Source organism: Bacillus sp. AFS037270 (assembly GCF_002585305.1).
This window is the reverse complement of record NZ_NUNF01000016.1, coordinates 93,514-111,158: the sequence shown is the minus strand read 5'-3', so window position 1 is coordinate 111,158 and position 17,645 is coordinate 93,514. Positions and strand designations below refer to the sequence as shown.

Annotated in this window: 13 protein-coding genes, 1 pseudogene and 3 riboswitches; of the genes and pseudogenes, 1 reads left to right on the top strand and 13 read right to left on the bottom strand. The window is 37.4% G+C overall.

The features are described from left to right. Positions 1–2: 2 nt before the first annotated feature. The 7 genes from glyA to pssA all read right to left on the bottom strand — a co-directional run bounded on the left by glyA (position 3) and on the right by pssA (position 9,570). Positions 3–1,253 (bottom strand): serine hydroxymethyltransferase, encoded by a 1,251-nt coding sequence (gene glyA / locus COD92_RS08920; protein ID WP_098528223.1) that lies wholly within the window; start codon positions 1,251–1,253, stop codon positions 3–5. Positions 1,254–1,480: 227 nt separating this feature from the next. Further along, positions 1,481–1,584, bottom strand: a riboswitch (glycine riboswitch). Positions 1,585–1,707: 123 nt separating this feature from the next. Beyond that, positions 1,708–3,096, bottom strand: a complete 1,389-nt coding sequence (locus COD92_RS08915; protein WP_098996189.1) for an amino acid permease — start codon at positions 3,094–3,096, stop codon at positions 1,708–1,710. A gap of 316 nt (positions 3,097–3,412) precedes the next feature. Beyond that, positions 3,413–3,469, bottom strand: a riboswitch (glycine riboswitch). 3 nt (positions 3,470–3,472) lie between these two features. Then, positions 3,473–3,575, bottom strand: a riboswitch (glycine riboswitch). Positions 3,576–4,119: 544 nt separating this feature from the next. After that, positions 4,120–5,310 carry an MFS transporter gene (locus COD92_RS08910; RefSeq protein ID WP_255286565.1) on the bottom strand — a complete coding sequence of 397 codons (1,191 nt, stop codon included), beginning with the start codon at positions 5,308–5,310 and terminating at the stop codon, positions 4,120–4,122. 153 nt (positions 5,311–5,463) lie between these two features. Further along, a complete protein-coding gene (locus COD92_RS08905; protein ID WP_098528225.1) occupies positions 5,464–6,837 on the bottom strand; it encodes a sensor histidine kinase in 1,374 nt (457 codons plus the stop codon). Further along, positions 6,821–7,531, bottom strand: coding sequence for a response regulator transcription factor (locus COD92_RS08900; RefSeq protein WP_098528226.1), 711 nt, complete (start codon positions 7,529–7,531; stop codon positions 6,821–6,823). The genes COD92_RS08905 and COD92_RS08900 overlap by 17 nt, the downstream gene beginning before the upstream one ends. A gap of 64 nt (positions 7,532–7,595) precedes the next feature. Then, complete coding sequence (locus COD92_RS08895; RefSeq protein ID WP_098528227.1) at positions 7,596–8,867, bottom strand: DedA family protein; 1,272 nt, start codon at positions 8,865–8,867, stop codon at positions 7,596–7,598. A gap of 211 nt (positions 8,868–9,078) precedes the next feature. Next, positions 9,079–9,570, bottom strand: a complete 492-nt coding sequence (gene pssA, locus COD92_RS08890; protein WP_098528319.1) for a CDP-diacylglycerol--serine O-phosphatidyltransferase — start codon at positions 9,568–9,570, stop codon at positions 9,079–9,081. A gap of 225 nt (positions 9,571–9,795) precedes the next feature. Here pssA and COD92_RS08885 point away from each other — a divergent pair, with 225 nt between their 5' ends. Next, positions 9,796–12,921, top strand: coding sequence for an efflux RND transporter permease subunit (locus COD92_RS08885; RefSeq protein ID WP_098528228.1), 3,126 nt, complete (start codon positions 9,796–9,798; stop codon positions 12,919–12,921). Between the two features lie 220 nt (positions 12,922–13,141). Here COD92_RS08885 and COD92_RS08880 read toward each other — a convergent pair whose 3' ends face one another. The 6 genes and pseudogenes from COD92_RS08880 to COD92_RS08855 all read right to left on the bottom strand — a co-directional run. Further along, complete coding sequence (locus COD92_RS08880) at positions 13,142–14,587, bottom strand: DEAD/DEAH box helicase (RefSeq protein ID WP_098528229.1); 1,446 nt, start codon at positions 14,585–14,587, stop codon at positions 13,142–13,144. 353 nt (positions 14,588–14,940) lie between these two features. Further along, positions 14,941–15,657, bottom strand: coding sequence for an ATP-binding protein (locus COD92_RS08875; protein WP_098528230.1), 717 nt, complete (start codon positions 15,655–15,657; stop codon positions 14,941–14,943). Then, a complete protein-coding gene (locus COD92_RS08870) occupies positions 15,657–16,148 on the bottom strand; it encodes an ECF transporter S component (protein WP_176541089.1) in 492 nt (163 codons plus the stop codon). The genes COD92_RS08875 and COD92_RS08870 overlap by 1 nt, the downstream gene beginning before the upstream one ends. 1 nt (position 16,149) lies before the next feature. Beyond that, positions 16,150–16,734, bottom strand: coding sequence for a cob(I)yrinic acid a,c-diamide adenosyltransferase (locus tag COD92_RS08865; protein WP_098528232.1), 585 nt, complete (start codon positions 16,732–16,734; stop codon positions 16,150–16,152). Then, on the bottom strand, positions 16,731–17,180 hold the full coding sequence (locus COD92_RS08860) for a bifunctional adenosylcobinamide kinase/adenosylcobinamide-phosphate guanylyltransferase (protein WP_098528233.1): 450 nt from the start codon (positions 17,178–17,180) through the stop codon (positions 16,731–16,733). Before COD92_RS08860 ends, COD92_RS08865 begins: the two co-directional genes overlap by 4 nt. Next, positions 17,132–17,602 (bottom strand): annotated as a pseudogene (locus COD92_RS08855) (histidine phosphatase family protein); the annotation flags it as partial. The pseudogene COD92_RS08855 and the gene COD92_RS08860, both read right to left, overlap by 49 nt. Between the last annotated feature and the right edge of the window lie 43 nt (positions 17,603–17,645).

The following is a 17,645-nucleotide window of genomic DNA, read 5'->3' as shown; positions in this document are numbered from 1 at the left end:
TCTTATACTGTGATTGCTTGTTCAAATAACGGGAAAGCGTCACAAATGGTTTTCGTTGTTTCCTTTGCTTTCTCAAGCACGACTTGGTCCCCTTTACTTTTCAGAACAGCTGCTATGACTTTTCCGATTCTCACCATTTCGTCATGCTTCATGCCGCGTGTCGTTAAAGCCGCTGTTCCCATCCGGATGCCGCTTGTAACAAACGGCTTTTCTGGGTCATAAGGAATCGTATTTTTATTGACGGTGATGCCAGCTTCTTCTAATAATTTTTCTGCTACTTTTCCAGTTAGGTTCCATGGACGTAAATCTAAAAGAACAATATGGTTATCTGTTCCACCAGAAACAAGGGCTGCCCCTTCATTTTTCAATGTCTCGCCAAGTGTGGCAGCATTTTCAATTACTTGTTTTGCATATTCCTTAAAGCTTGGCTGCAATGCTTCTTTAAAAGCAATCGCCTTGGCTGCAATAATGTGCATGTGCGGGCCGCCCTGGATTCCTGGGAACACTGATTTGTTAATCGCTTTAATGATTTCTTCATCATTTGTTAAAATAATTCCGCTCCGCGGGCCTCTTAATGTTTTATGAGTAGTGCTCGTTACGACATCCGCATATGGAACCGGCGACGGATGTAGTCCGGCTGCAACTAGCCCGGCAATATGCGCCATATCGACCATGAGTTTTGCGCCAACTTGATCAGCAATTTGCCTAAAGCGCGCGAAATCGATCTTTCTTGGGTAAGCACTTGCCCCGGCAATAATCAATTTTGGTTTTTCCTTATTCGCGATTGCTTCTAGTTCATCATAGTCAATCAATTGAGTATCCTCTTTAACCCCATAGGAGACAATATCAAACCATTTTCCTGAAACACTTACAGGGCTTCCGTGAGTTAAGTGCCCACCCTGTGAAAGGTTCATTCCCATCACTTTATCACCAGGCTGAAGCAGTGCGAAGAATACAGCAAAATTGGCTTGTGCACCTGAGTGCGGTTGGACATTTGCATATTTGGCGCCAAAAAGCTGTGTTACGCGGTCAATAGCTGTTTGTTCTGCCACATCGACCACTTCACAGCCGCCATAGTAGCGCTTCCCTGGATAGCCTTCCGCATATTTATTCGTCATCACACTTCCCATTGCTTCTAACACATCAGGGCTCACGAAGTTTTCAGATGCAATCAACTCCAATGTTTGAAGCTGGCGCTGCTGCTCATTCCTAATTGCTTCAAAAATAGTTGAATCATTTTGTTGTAATCCCATTCCTACTCCTCCTTGAAATATCGCTCAAACTACCCTTTAATGTGTCAAAATGGAAGAAGGATCTCCCATTTTCACTATCCAAACACGACTTTTTTGCACGCAAAAAAGGACAGAAGAAGGGTAGCTTAAAAGCTCTTTGTCCCTTCTCTGTCCTTTTACCTGAGAGTTTAGTTCTGTGTAGAACATCCCCTTTGGTGGCATCTCTAATTATGCGCTCTCCAGAGTTGCGTCCAGCTGTGGTTCCATCTACCTGAGAGATTTATTCCAAGGGTTTTTTTGGAACTTGCTCCTTCGGTGGCGTTTTAATAGTGCACTCTCCCACAACTGTCATCCGCTCTATTTTTTTGTTATTTTCAGAATAGTTGTTAAAACAAGCTAAGTCAAGCGGTTTTTTATTTTTTTTGAAAACGGTAACACAAATAGGAAAATAAGACTGTAAATTCTGAGCTGCTGTTTAATTATCTGCTATCGTTTCCTGATTCACTTGATCAACCTCGTTTGTATTCAAACTCCGTATCTTATAAATGGCAATTAGCACAATAAACCAGACTGGAGTTACAAACAAAGCAATACGAGTATCTTCAGCAAGAGCAAGCACGACAAGAACGAAAGCTAGGAAAGCAAGGATCAGGTAATTCGAAAATGGATAAAGCGGCAATTTAAATTGGTTGACCTTTGCCAGATCCGGTCTTGTTTTACGGTATTTTAAATGGCTGATGACAGTAATTCCCCAAATAAAGATGAAACATACTGTAGATATACTTGTAATGAGTGTAAATACGCCTTCCGGCATGACATAGTTCAAAATAACTGCAATAAGAATAACCACAGTTGAAAAGAACAATGCATTTGAAGGTACTTTTCGTGAAGTAAGTTTTGCAAATGAGTCAGGTGCATTTTTATCTTTGGCAAGTGAGTATACCATTCGGCTTGTACTGAAAACGGCACTATTACATGCGGAAGCAGCGGATGTAAGGACGACAAAATTAACAATTCCGGCAGCTGCTGCGATACCAACTGCTACGAAGACTTGGACAAACGGACTTTTCGCCGGGTTTATCGCGTTCCATGGATAAATACTCATAATGACAAACAATGCGCCAAGGTAGAAAATAAATACCCGAATTGGGATATTATTGATTGCCTTTGGAATAACTTTTTCAGGGTCTTTTGTTTCGCCTGCTGTAAGTCCTACTAGTTCAATCCCTGTAAATGCAAACACTACCATCTGGAATGAGAGAATAAACCCATTTATGCCATTCGGGAACATGCCGCCGTGGCTCCATAAATTCGTGAAACTAGATGGACCTGAATTTGTAGAAAAGCCTTTTACAATCATGACAATGCCGATAAAAATTAATCCCAGGATAGCGATGACTTTAATTAATGCAAACCAAAATTCCATTTCACCAAAAAGTTTAACGGTTGTAAGGTTCATAATTAACAAAATCACAAGGGCAATTAATCCTGGCATCCACTGCGGAACATTAGGAAGCCAATATTGGGTGTAGAGACCAACTGCTGTTAAGTCAGCCATAGCAATGGAAATCCAGCAGAACCAGTAGGTCCAGCCGGTGATAAAGGCTGCCATATTACCTAAATAGTCTCTTACAAAGTCAACAAAAGAATGATAGTTTAAATTGGTTAAGAGAAGTTCGCCAAGTGCGCGCATGATTAAAAAGCATATGGCCCCCGTAATCATATAAGCAAATAAAATCGATGGTCCTGCTAAATGAATAGATTTTCCTGCACCAAGAAATAATCCCGTTCCGATTGCTCCACCAATAGCGATTAGTTGTACATGCCTGTTTTTTAGGCCTCTTTCCAATTTTTGTTCCTGCATTCGATTTCCCCCTCTACTTTTCTAGGATGTTTACAATTTTTTGTCGATTTAAATCTATTTTTTTAAAGAATTTAAATCAAACCAATTGCAAATTAATATCCCAATAAAAGTTTTAAGATAATATTACCGGTTAATTCGATACCTAAAAAAGCGCTTACAATTCGAATGAAATTAATAGGATCAGCTTGTTCTTAGCAGGTCCCCATAGTCTCATTCCTCAATAGATTTCATAGCACAATCCTCCTTTTTCCGTGTGTGCTATCTTTCCCAAACAAAAAAAAGGACAGAAGGGAAGATAGATGTTCTCTAATCTTTCCTCTGTCCTTTTACCTGAGAGTTTAACTCCTTTGGTGGCCCATGGCTCTCTCCAGAGACGCGTCCTATTATGGTCCTTTTACCTGAGAGATTGTTCCCCATTCTTTTGGGGACTTGCTCCTTCGGTGCCAAACAATTCGTTTGGTCTCTCCCACAATATTCATCCGCTATCATACATTTCATTTACATACTACTCTACCGAAAGGATGATGTCAATCTAATATTCAGAATTTATTAATTATTCCGAAAAAATATATCACTATAAGGAAATGCGTCATATTCTTCAAATTCAAACTTAACATTGCTTTCATTTTATATCAAAGATAATGCTATCCTTTTCATTTAAGTTAACCAATCTATCGCCTGTTTATCATAAGCAAATGTATAAGGTAGATATGTCAATTCCATTTTTCATATCCGTCATAACAAACTCAATTCTCAGACCGGAAACTATGATTCAGAGTAAAAATATCTCCAACCACTCTTATATAACTTGCAACTTTTTGATCAAGATTTAATTTACCTGAATACTGTCAGCGGGAGAGGAGATAAAGAAGCGGAAGTGTATTTCAATATCTGTTAAGTAGAATCTTTCACATTTTTAAAAGGTAAAGGAGTTTTATTGTAAAACACCCTATCCTCTTATCTTATCAGTTTTTGTAAACTAAAAAACTAACTTGGATATTATGATAAATGGAGCCTTCGTAGTTATATACGAAGGATGAACATTAGCAATGCCGAAATAATTGCCAATAAACTACTTACGCCAAAAGCAGTAAAAGCACCAAATGATTGCCACAAAAAACCTGCCATTACGCTTGCGGGCAATGTAGCTATACCAGTTAATGCATTAAATGTTCCCATTGCCATCCCCCGTTGACCTTCTGGTACCATATCTGCTACATAAGCCTTTTGAATTCCTTCAGTAGTCGCGTAGTACAACCCGTAAATAAAGAATAATATCCAAATCCCAAAGACAGTATGTACCAGACCAAAGCCGAGATAAATGAGTGCAAACATTACATAACCTGTAATCAAAACTGGTCGGCGACCGATACGGTCAGAAAGCATACCAAATGGAGTAGAAAATATACTTGTAATGATGTTGTATGCAAAATAAGTCAGTGGGATATATTCGGCAGCCATGCCAACGTCCTTCGCTCGTAAGATTAGGAATGCATCAGAGAAGTTCCCTATGGTAAATAATGTAGTTATGAGTGTGAACAACACAAAACGTGAACTAAGCCCCTTGAAGCTAATCTTAGGTAACAATTTTACATTGCTTGGTGTTTTTATTGATTTTCTTTTTTCTTTTAAAAAGATGATCAGGAGCAAAGTTGCAATTAACCCAGGGATTGCAGATAACCAAAATACAGCCTGATAACTGCCATTCCATAGAGTAAGAATTAAGTAGGTTACAAAAGGTCCAAGAGCTGCACCTAGTGTATCCATTGACCTTCTGAATCCAAATGCTTTTCCACGTTCTTCTTTTGTAGTGGTATCGGCAAGGATGGCATCTCGCGGCGATGTACGAATCCCTTTACCAAAACGGTCAGCAAACCGAATAAAGAGAACTTGACCCCAGGTTGATGATAATGCGAAAAAAGGTTTAATCAGATTGGATAGTCCATAACCTCCAACCATTAACCATTTTCTTTTGCCAAATCGGTCAGAAATCCACCCTGAGAAAAACTTCAAAATGCTTGACGTGCTCTCAGCAATCCCTTCGATAATACCCACAGTACCGACTTGTACATGTAATATGGAAGTTAAATATAGTGGAAGGATAGGAACAATCATCTGACTCGAAAGGTCCGTCAGAAGACTAACCATACCAAGGACAAAGATCACTGAATTTAATCCGAAAAATTGCTTCTTAGATTGTCTCTCAGATTCCATCATTCACCTCTAATAACTTTATAGAAAATAGATGTTAAAACAGCAATTATCCTATTTTGAAGTAGTGTTAATCCACAATTAATTTATAAGAATCTTTACCTATTCTTCCGGATTAGTCGGACTACTTCACTTTTATATTGGTATTAAAGAACATTACTCTTCAACATTTTCATTGTTAATGGGTAAAAACAATTCAACTTTCGTCCCTAATCCTTCTTTGCTTTTAATTTTAATGTCGCCTTTATGAAGTTTTATAATACTTTTTGCAATATGGAGACCCAATCCATGACCTCCGGTTTCTCGGCTTCTTGCTTTATCCACTCTGTAAAACCGTTCAAAAATATTAACTATTTCTTTCTCTGGGATTCCAATACCATAATCTTTTATAAGGATTTTGGCATGTTGTTGGTTCCTTTTTAAGAAGACTTCAATTTTGTCATTGCTATATTTAATCGCATTATCAAGCAAGATAATAATTACCTGCTTTATCTTTAATTCATCTGCAAAAATAGTGATTGGATTTTCCTCAAAATGCAGTATTATTTCTCTTTTATATACATCTTTAAGTTGTTTTAGAATGCTTTCGGATAAAGATACTAAATCAACTTTATTCCTTTCTAATACATTTTCTTTCTCTAAGTTAGTTAGGTCTAGAAAAGTTTCAGTCATTTTTTGTATTCTTGTTGCCTCTGAATGAATGGCGTGGATGGCTTCTTCGGCCATATCTTTATTTTCTAACCCCTGCCTTCTTAATATATTTGCATAACTTTTAATGATGGTTAGAGGCGTTTTTAATTCATGTGATGCATCAGAAACAAACTGTGATTGCTTCGCCAAATTTTCTTGGAGCCTATCGATCATCCGATTAAATGTACTTGCCATTGTTTGCAGTTCATCCCTGGTTTCATTTTGTATAATTATCTTTTTAGGCACACCGCTCTTTTCAATCTCCTCCATGGTTTTTATCATATTAGAAATGGGTCTCATGATCATACTAGCTAACCATCTACCTCCAAGTAAGGACAATATAGTTGCTAAAATGGTACAAAACCCTAAAATCCCACGAAGGAGTTCTTTTCTCGTTTCTAGACCTGTTAACCGTTCACCAATTTCCAAGCTCCCAAAGTTTCCCGTTTTAATCGGGATTCTAACAACTAATACTTCTTCTTCCCCATTTTCTGCCGAAATCAAACGTGTTTGTGACTGCTTTGACTTCGTGTATTTTCCCTTAATTTTTTTTAAGAGCTTCTGATCATTGGTTACTTCATGAATCACCTTGTTTTTCGGTTGTATGATCCTAATATAGGAATGGTCAGTTAAATAATCTTTTAATTTTAATTCAACATAACTAGAGGATGAATTTGGATGGATGTCTGTTACAATATCTTCTGCCTTTTGAAAAAGGACATTTTCTTCCATATTTACTGTTGTTTTCATAAATAAAAAGTAGACCACAAAATTAATGAGCATTAAGATGCAAAGCATCCAGACCGTTGTTAAAAGATTAATCTTAGTCGTGATCTTCATCCGTTTTCTCCTTTATAGTAAAACCAACCCCTCTAACGGTGGTGATTAGATGGGTAGAAAATCCTTCATCCATTTTTCTCCTTAGGTGTGTTATAAAGACATCAATTACGTTGGTTTCGCCCTCATATTCATATCCCCAAACGTTTAATATGATATTCTCCCGTGTAACTACTTTATTTTTGTTCATTACTAAATAAACCAAGAAGTCGTATTCCTTCGGTGTTAACGAAATCGTTTTTCCATCCCTTATTACTTCTCGTGAATCCAGATTTATGATCAGGTCGGCTACTGTCAATAAGGACTCTTCTTTCTTTGATTCTACTTTATTAGGATAATTGCGAATAATGGCACGTATTCGGGCTAATAATTCTTCAATTTCATAAGGTTTTGTTACATAGTCATTAGCTCCCTGATCCAATCCCGCTACTTTATCAAATGTAGTATTACGAGCTGTTAAAAGAATAACAGGAATCTTTCTGTTTTCCTTTCTTAATCTCCTTAGTACCTCGATTCCACTTAACCCTGGTAACATAACATCTAACAAAATTAAGTCAAATTCGGAATGCAAAGCGGTTTCTAATCCTGCTTTACCGTCATGTTCTACTGTTACTTGATAACCCTCATACTCTAATTCCACTTTTAAGACGCGAGCAATCTGAGTTTCATCCTCTATTACGAGTATATGTGTTTTCACTTCCTGCTCATCCCCCTCTTCTGTAGATCATTTTGCTCCTTATTTCCCCATTTTCCATTCAATACTATTCCAATACAAGTCGTAACATTTCAAACAACAAGAAGTTAAAAAATATCCAGACACTTCCATATACATATCCACCCAAAATGTCACTTGGTAGTAAATCGGTCGATGCAATATTTACAATCGTTAACCCTATTAATAATAGTAACCCAAATAAAGGAACAATTATGGACATATAATGATTTTTCGTATGACGGACAAGTAAGAATATGCATGTTCCATAAATAATTATTATAATAGTAGCATTTATATCAGGAAAATTTGCGGAGTGAAATTTCCCAACAAACCCTATTGATTGGAAATAGGAAAAAATCTGCATAACTGATTCATGAAACAACCTTGCTCCTAAAATTGACACGATGAGTAGAAGATACTCTAACACTCTGTTCCGGCCCTTTCTCCAAATCCGGATGATGGTTATTGCAATGATGGACGCAATCGCCATTGGGGTTTGAAATACGAAAAATCCTTTCATCCAGTACATATAAACGGCTGATTTGACGATATATTCAGCAATTTCATTAAACTGAGTAAACTCATTATATAAATAGTCTTGAGCCATTCCCAGCATCAAGGTCACCATACCGATTAAAACTAAAGTGAGAAAAATAAGAAAGAATTCTGTTTTTCTTATAGTTTTTAGTCGATTCGTTAACCATTTAATTAAATCAATAAATAAGTTTTTAATTGGAACTTTATAAAACCGATAAGCCAAATACCCAACTATTAATACCGCTAATCCAATAATAAAAATTATGATATATTTACTTGCAGCTTGATGAAAAACCTCCCAGCGAGGTCCCAATACTTTTCCAAGAGTAATAAAACAAAATCCCCATAAAAATGAACCTGTATATGCAGGTAGAATAAATTTGCGAAAAGGCATTTTAGAAATCCCAGAAATATAACCTGTGAAATGTCTAATTCCTGGAATGAAATAAGCAAAGACCAACAATTTACTGCCTGATCGTTCAAACCATGCGGCTGTTTTTTTATATCTTTCTGGCCCTAGGTGAATATACTTCCCGTATTTTTCGATTAGTTTATATCCTCCTGCCTTACCAATCCAATACGTTACGGTAATACCAACACCACCTGATACAAAGACTGTGAAGAGTGCCAAAATATAATTCATTTTTCCCTGAAATACAAAATAACCAGCGTAGCTCATTAAAAATTCACCTGAAATAGGCAGAGCCATGAGTTCTAGAAAGATTCCTAAAAATAGAATTAGATAACTGTGCTGTTCAAATAAAGTTATTAAGTATGACATAAAAATGCCCCCATCTGTTTAAAAAAAGAAACTAACGTTTAAGAACTCTTCCATCTATAAATCTACATACAATTTATCATGATAAATGCATTCATTTTCTATGTTAATGAATTCTTAATCATGTTTTAAGCGAACCAAAAGGTTTATGGATAAAATAAAAAAGCTAAACCCTTTCGAAAAGGTTACTAGCTTTTTTATAAGGGAGATAAAATTAAAGCTTTTTTACTCTAATGGGACTTACCATTAAAAGTGCGAGAATTAAGGTAATCCATGCATTGCTATATAAAAAGAATCCCATACCAGCCAATGGCAGTCCGGCAGCTGGAATAGGTAATCCTTTAAAATACCCAATGGTTGGTTTAACACTAAACTTAGCCAATCTTAATGCCCCCATCGTTGGGAAAAGGATAAATGCTAAAGAAGTTAAAATAGAGGGGGCTGCGATTGAATGAAATAAAAGTGCCGGAGCAACTCCAAAACTAACAATGTCAGCCAAGGAATCTAATTCTACTCCAAATTCACTGTTCACTTTTAATTTTCTAGCAACCCTTCCATCAAGAAGATCTAATACAGCTGAAAAGAAAATGAAAACGGAGGCTAATTCCAAAAAGCCACTCATATTAGAAGTAATGGAAAGAACACCGCATAATAAATTTCCGATCGTAAATAAATTGGGTACATTTTTTACTATCTGATTAAACAACATATTCCCCCCCCCCCTTACGCCGAACATCTTGAGGTTCGTCATAAAAACAATATTCATTTGGCATCTTAAGGAATTCTTAAGGATTTATTCATAGAACGAAAAGTTTCCTTTTATATACTTAGTTTACCCAGTTTTGAATAGCAGTATCATTTTTAAACTATTAAAGATTTTCTAAAGCTGCCAAAGGACATTGGGGTCAAAGCGAAAGGAATGGGTGTTACAATGAAAAAATTAGTAGAGGCAACCATGCAAAGAGCCATTCTTATGATTGTGTGTGTTGTTATTATTTTGGCTTGGGGAGGTATATCTGCATACCAGATGCAAAGAGATTATTTGCCTGGAATTAACAATACGACCCTTTCAGTTAGTATGCGAGTGCCAGGGTATCAAGCTGTACAAGTAAAACAACAAGTAACCGATAATCTGGCAAGTGCAGTCAAAACAGTGGATGGATTGTCCAATGTTGAAACGACTTCTTATGACGGTGGATTATTTATGAGTTTGTATTTTCCGATGAATACAGATATGAAGCAAGCCGAGGACCAAGTAAATAAAGCGTTGGCAAATGCTGATCTTCCGACAACCATTACAAGCACTCCGTCCGTAACACGATTAACAACTAGTTCTTTCCCAATTTTGACTTATAGCGTAACAAGTTCAAAATTAGATGAACAAACATTACGTTCAACTGCCACACAGGAAATTGTGAAACAATTAAAATCTGTGCCAGGTGTATCGGATGTATCCGTAGTTGGTGGAGCAAAGGATGGATATGTATTAACTGTCCGAATGAAAGACCTAGTGAAAAATGGCTTAACATTGGATGATGTAAATAAATCATTTGCGTTAGCTGTTCCATCCATGCCTCAAGGAAATATTGTAAACAACCAATTATCAATTCCAGTATCATTCGATGGGTTACCATTAACAGAACAGCAAATGGAAAACGCAACAATTAAGAATAAGGAAGGAAAAGTAATTCCTGTTTCAGCGTTTGGGACCATCACTCATTCATTAAATGACTTAAAAACCGTCTCAAGAACAAACGGAGCACCAAGTGTTACCTTAAATGTTATCAAGACACCATCAGCCAATATCACGGATGTTGCAGAACAAGTAAAGGACCGTGTTTCACATCTTCATTTGGATACAGTAAATTCAAAAGATGTGTCTTTCAAAGTTTTACTTGACCGGGAAAAAGAATTAAACAGCTCTCTTTTCGGATTAGTTCGTGAAGGATTACTTGGCTGCTTATTCTCCATGATTTGCGTGTTCTTCTTTTTCCGAAATGTAAGAAGCACATTATTAATTGCCATTTCACTGCCAATTTCATTGTTAGCAACAACGGCTTTCTTAAAGGCAATGGGTATCACGTTAAATATTTTAACTGTTTCAGGTTTAATTGTAGCCATGGGTCGTATTGTCGATGATTCCATTGTTATCTTAGACAACATGTATCGAAAGCGAGAAGAATCGAAAAATAAACCTCTGCTTTCCATTCTGGCATCAGCTGTAACAGAAATGATTCCTGCGATATTGGGTTCGACGTTAACAACAATTGCGGTTTATATTCCGATTGCCTTTGTTGGCGGAGTAATCAGTGCATCTTACAGCGGATTCGCCTGGTCAGTCGTAATTGCTTTAATCATTTCATTCTTTGTTGCGATGCTTGTCATCCCTGCTCTCGCTTTTATGGGTTGGAAAGGTGGAAACGGGGAAAAACAAACGGTCAAACTCGATTCAAAAATGAAACCAATCTTGCAATCTGCTTTTAAACATAAAAAGGCAATGATTATTGGTTCTATCTTAGTGTTCTTAGCTGCTGGTACCTATTCTGCTTTCCTTCCAGTAAGCTTGTTGCCTAGTGCCAAAATTGGACAAATTGCCATTAAAGCAGAATTGCCAAAAGGGAGTACGTTAATTCAAGTAGACTCTGAAGTACAAAAAATCGAAAAAACGTTAAAATCTAATTCAAAAGTTGATGCGTATTCAGCTAATTTTGGTTCTACCATGACACCACAAAGTGATGATGTTTTTGACCAAGGCGGCGGCTTTATCACCTATCCTAATGTCGCTAACCTTTCTGTTGTGTTGAAAAACGACAAGGATGCTGATTCTGTTATTAAACAATTACAAACTCAACTTCCATCACTATCTAAAAACGTTATTTATACCGTAACAAGCCAGAACATATCCGGTGATGATTCACAAATGCGGATCCTGTTTACCGGTTCGGACCAAGCAACTTTGGATCAAGTAGCTCAAGAAGCAAGAACTAACTTATCAAAAATTGCGAACCTAAGTGTCGATGGAAAAGTAGATTTAACTAATGGTTCACCAAAATACAGGGTTACATTTGACCAAAAAGCAATTGAAGAAAAAGGGGTTAAAGTTACAGACATTTTGACTGTTGTTAATCGTTACATGTCTTTATCTAAGGACGCAACAATCACAGTTGATCATAAAGCCCTTCCTGTCGACCAATATTTAGATCAAATTGCTACTGGAACCAATTCAACGATTACCTTAAATGCCACTGCTGACGATGTTTTAGCATCTTTATCTGCGGAAACGTTTAATGGGAATAATGGTGAAATGGTCCGTTTTGACCAAATAGCCAAAATTACAAAAGATCAGTCTGCTTCAACGATTAGCGAACGAGATGGTCAACCATTCTCTCTTGTCACAGCACAGATTACATCTAATGATATTAGTAAAGTGTCAAGCCAAGCAGACAAAGCTCTAAGCAGCCTGAAACTTCCGAAAGATGTAACCTATTCTTTAGGAGGAATCACTGAACAAGTAAAACAAATGATTTTCGATATGTCTCTTGCTGTTGCATTTTCTATCCTTTTAGTATTACTCATCACTTCTTCTATCTTCAAAGGATGGAGAGCACCATTAGCTGTACTTTTAAGCATTCCGCTTGCTTTGAGTGGTGTAGTCATTGTGCTCATTTTATTCCATGGAGAATGGAATCTAGCAGCATTAATAGGTATTCTAATGCTTACTGGTATTGTTGTAACAAACGGTATTGTCTTAATTGACAAAATTGAAAGAAATCGAAAAGAAGGAATGCCTATTAAAGAGGCTGTTTTAAGTGGTAGTCTTTCAAGGATTAGACCGATTTTAATGACAGCAGCTGCAACAGTCCTTACGTTGATACCACTTGCATTTTCTCATAATGCTGATACAGTTATTTCTCAAACACTCGGTATTGTGGTAATTGGCGGTATGGTTACATCAACAATTAACAGCTTTATTATCATCCCGATTATTTATGAATGGTTGCATAAAAAATCAGAAACAAAAAACATTAGTACAATAAGTGAAAACAGCATTAGCTGATTTAACCCCAGCCACAAGGCACCTTATTTAATAAGGTGCCTTGTCCCTTTTGGAGGCTTCTTCTTATTATATAATAAAAATTCCAGAATTGAACGGATTCTTCTAAATGACATACTAGTATTCTCTTCTGTTGTCTAAATCTACAACATTGAATTTTTGGTACATTCCAGAATAACTAAAAGGACGATTATGTGTGGCATATCGTCCTTGCTGGGTTTAATTATTTAAGGGCTTTACTCACTTTTAACTTCTTTCCTTTTATGGTTGCATTCTCCATAGCTTGTAAAACGAGCGAGCCTTTTCCATTCAGAATATCAACATAGGACATTTGATCCTGGATCGTAATAATCCCAATATCATCTGCAGATACTCCAGGAATTTTCGCAATCGTTCCAACAAAATCAACCGCTCGAATCTTCTTCTTTTTTCCGCCGCTAAAATATAGTTTCATGATATCTTGGTTAATTCTTGCGGTCTTATTATTTCTTACGACTCGTCGGCCGCTGATTTTTTCTTCGAAAGCAGCCTTCTTACTAGCAACTTCATGTGGCTTTGGTGCATCCATTTTTGGTATTTCAAAGCCAATATACCGTTCAATATTTTTAACGAATTTTCCTTCATAAGGTGTCGTAAACGTAATCGCTTTTCCTTCATTACCTGCACGGCCGGTTCGTCCTGTCCGGTGGACATAACTCTCTTTTTCCATTGGAACATCATAGTTGATAACAAGTGTCACATTATCAATATCAATTCCTCGTGCAGCTACGTCGGTGGCAACTAAATAACGGAAATTCCCCATTTTAAAACCATCCATTACAGCAAACCGATCTTGTTGTTCTAATCCGCCATGGAGTCTTTTACAAGAATAATTGGATTCTTCCAATTCTGTATAGACAGTATCGACGTGTTCTTTTGTTCGGCAAAAAATAAGGCAGCTGTCTGGATTTTCAACAACGGTAACGTCTTTCAGGAGTGAAATTTTTTCATCTTCCTTCACTTCGATTAGACGATGTTCAATTGTATCCGTCGTGATCCCGCCAGCCTCAATCTCGACATTAATGGGATTTTCCATATACTTATGGCAGAGATTTTCAACATCTTTAGGTAATGTTGCCGAAAATACCATTGTTACTCTGTTTAAAGGGAGTTGATTTATAATTGCTTCCACTTCATCGATAAAACCCATATTAAGCATTTCATCAGCTTCATCTATAATTAGATACTTTATTTTATCTAAAACCAGGGTTTCTCTTTCAATATGATCCATAACACGTCCTGGGGTACCAACAACTACATGAGTTTTTTGTTTCAATTCTTCTTTTTGTTTCGTAAAAGGTTCTTTTCCGTAAACGGCCATTGCTTTGATCCGTTTAAACCTTCCTATATTCGTAATGTCTTCGCGAACTTGAACAGCCAGCTCTCTGGTTGGTGTAAGGATTAAGGCCTGTGGCAATTTTTCTTCCCATTCAATCATTTCGCAAATAGGAATTCCAAAGGACGCAGTCTTGCCGCTGCCCGTTTGAGATTTTACAACAAGATCTTGATCTGCCAATGCTAATGGAATGACTTTACTCTGAACCTCTGTCGGAGCTTCGTATTTTAATACTTCTAAAGATCTTCTTATTTCATCACTTAAATTAAAACCCTCAAATCTTGTTTCACTCATGTATTAACCTCATTTTTTTGTATTTATCCCGCTTATCTATAGGATTTCTCTCAAAGAAATATCATATGCATAATCTGAATATGGTTCATTATACTTGAAACTTTCGCGTGCAGGAATAGATTTTAACATTCTAAAGGTTTATCCCCTTTTTCAGCCCTCTTTTTTTATCCTAACATGCCCTTCGTATGGTAAGCATACTGAATTTCCGTTTTTGGACAAAGGTAGAATAGTGGAATTCGTTCACTTTCGCTTTAACCTTTTAGATAATAAAAAATTTCCTTCTATTGCTATAATTTCCCGATATCCCCAAGTGCAAAAGCCTGGTTTGCATTTCCACCTTTCTCAACTCCGACTTATTCCCTCATTTGGACGGAATGAAAATAACTTCCGGTCCATTTTTTTATTTCCTCTTCCACATTTTCTTGATAAAGAGAAATAAAACAGGTACTTGGACCGGAGGATTTCACTACATCCACATCCGTGAGCACTTGATCCTTTAAAAAGTTCTTGTTCTTAAACATTTTATTTAATTCAGATAGAATGCCTTTAGAACCAACAGGCCAAACCCTTATCCCTTCATGTCTGCTCATCTTTTTAAAAATGGGTAATGGAGCAATTTGATCTTCCTGTTCTATTACCTCATTGCCAACCAACGGTTTACCGATGATGGCGATTTTCGACTGTTCGTTAAAAATGATCTCCTCCATTTTTCCAATCTGCTTTTTGCCAAGGACAATGATCCCTATGGCAGATTGATGCATGGAGAAGTTGCTTTCTGTACTGCCTGTAATCGCAAAATTCTTTAATTGAAGCTCACCTACTCCTCTTTGAACTCCACTTGTCAGTTTCTCCCAAGCTTCATTCCCGCAAAAATTGTGAAGGATTACGGAAATAGGGTCTCCACCTGCTGCCATACATTCCATTACGGCAACTCGAAAAGAATAGTAGGCAACCGTTTCATATGGCACAAAAACATGATCATCCTTTTTCATACCAATCGCACCACTGTTATCGCTGGCAACAATGAGATTGCCTGTCTCATCAAACGGAATGGTTAAAACGTTTCTCATCAATGTACATCTCTTTTTTTCAATACATGCTCTGCCAGGTATGAAAGTCTTGGGATTAAAATTACAGCAAGCACTGTATTTAGGAACGAACCAATTAAAAGGGAAGGGACAATAGCAGCATAAAATCCTTTATTCATAAGAAAAATAAACGGTACAGGAGCGATAAAGGCATTCCCCGCGATAAAAACGAGACCAGCCAGGACTTTTTTGTTTTGTTTATATAAAATCCCAAAGATCCAAACAAGTACAGCCATTTCTGAAGCAATTAACAAATGCATGGGGCCCAGTGGAAATCCTCCGATTAAGGCCGATAATAAATGACCTAACGCTCCAGTAATCGCCCCGGCTCCGACACCCAATAATGCACTAGCAAGAAGAGCCGGTAAGGCATCCAATGCCACACTATCAATCACGGCAGGAATTTTGATGCTTGCTCCAATTGCCGAAAGTGCGATCATCAAGCCTAGCAAGCTAATCGTTTTTCCCTTCAATTCATTTCTCCTCCTTGCGTTTTCCACTGCGAAAAACTTTTGCACTGCGTTCATATTCTACGTCTTTCACGTGCAGGCGAAAGTTAATGACCCTTGCCAATGCAAAAAAATAGTCCGAAAGCCTATTTAAATATTTCTGTGCTGTTTCCGGTGGTTTTTGATCTGTCTTCGAAAGCTTGACGACTAATCTTTCTGCTCTTCTTGTTACTGTTCTAGCAATGTGAATGGTTGCGGCTGGCTTTGTTCCTCCTGGGAGGATAAAACGTTCCAGCTCAGGTGCTTCAGCTATATATTCGTCAATTCTTGATTCCAAGTACTCAATGGACTCTTCTTGAAGTTTGATTTCACGTTTTTCTGATATGTTTGCAAGGTCTCCTCCGCAATCAAATAATTCATGCTGAATTTTTTGAAGATCAGCAATTATATCCCCAAAAATTTCCTGGTCCAATTCAACCATTGCTTGCCCGACAAAACAATTAACTTCATCTACTGTTCCGTAAGCTTCTACACGGGTGTCGTCTTTATCCACCCTTCCGCCGATGATGCTTGTTTTTCCTTTATCCCCTGTTCGTGTGTAAATTCTCATTTCACATTCCCCTTTTCTTTAATGGTTTGATTGATTCCGTACCAGATTACATCCACTTTTTGTGCCTTTGCAGCTGTATCTTGATACGCCCAGCCTGTTAAATCCCTCCACAATCGATTTTCTTTTTCCACAGGTACAATCCCCTTAGTTATATCCGTTCCGATTATAATTACATTTCGGCTGACCTTTTCCTTCTCCCATTTCAGCCAGTCATTTAAGCAGCTATTCCAAATTTCCAGGGATTGCTGTACATCAACCTGCTCGGTTAAAAGCTTTAACCAGATTTCGATGCCTTCCAGGATGAGATAATTTTGATGTTGGATTACATTCCGTGGCAGCGGATGGTTTTCATAGGCTGAAAACCATCCTTCATCCTTTTCGACCTGATATGTTTTTATTACCCATGCTCTTTTCCCGTTAAAGGCACCTCCTGTAATAAAATGCACCGTTCTCTCCTCCTTAGTGCTTCTTGTTCAAAAATAAGTTCGATCCCGTAACCATGTGGCACCCTCCAGCTCCAAAATTCCTTTATCTCTGGGGCAAATTCTGCTAAAAGATGTTTGATCACTCCTCCATGAGTGATCACTGCACAGCGCTTCATGTTTTTCGTAAGTATTTCTTGAATCACTCTGTTCCAGCCATTTTGAACTCTTTTGCTAAATAGCTGAAAAGATTCTCCATCCGGCGGAGCAATATTAAACGGGTCTTCAATCCATAGCCGGTAAAGCTTTTCTGTTTTCAATTCTTCATACGTTTTTCCTTGCCATTTTCCAAAATCCATTTCCCTCAAATCTTTCAAGAGGAAAAGATCCTTGTTTGGAAACAATACATTCGCTGTTCTTATGCACCGGTTCAGGTCACTGGAAAAATAACAATCGTGGGTACGGGGTGTCGCTAAATTGTGTGATTCC

Excerpts from the sequence above, each read along its gene's own strand:
- glyA (WP_098528223.1), bottom strand. The coding sequence starts at position 1,253 with ATGGGATTACAACAAAATGATTCAACTATTTTTGAAGCAATTAGGAAT.
- COD92_RS08915 (WP_098996189.1), bottom strand. The coding sequence starts at position 3,096 with ATGCAGGAACAAAAATTGGAAAGAGGCCTAAAAAACAGGCATGTACAA.
- COD92_RS08910 (WP_255286565.1), bottom strand. The coding sequence starts at position 5,310 with ATGGAATCTGAGAGACAATCTAAGAAGCAATTTTTCGGATTAAATTCA.
- COD92_RS08905 (WP_098528225.1), bottom strand. The coding sequence starts at position 6,837 with ATGAAGATCACGACTAAGATTAATCTTTTAACAACGGTCTGGATGCTT.
- COD92_RS08895 (WP_098528227.1), bottom strand. The coding sequence starts at position 8,867 with ATGTCATACTTAATAACTTTATTTGAACAGCACAGTTATCTAATTCTA.
- COD92_RS08885 (WP_098528228.1), top strand. The coding sequence starts at position 9,796 with ATGAAAAAATTAGTAGAGGCAACCATGCAAAGAGCCATTCTTATGATT.
- COD92_RS08880 (WP_098528229.1), bottom strand. The coding sequence starts at position 14,587 with ATGAGTGAAACAAGATTTGAGGGTTTTAATTTAAGTGATGAAATAAGA.
- COD92_RS08875 (WP_098528230.1), bottom strand. The coding sequence starts at position 15,657 with ATGAGAAACGTTTTAACCATTCCGTTTGATGAGACAGGCAATCTCATT.
- COD92_RS08865 (WP_098528232.1), bottom strand. The coding sequence starts at position 16,734 with ATGAGAATTTACACACGAACAGGGGATAAAGGAAAAACAAGCATCATC.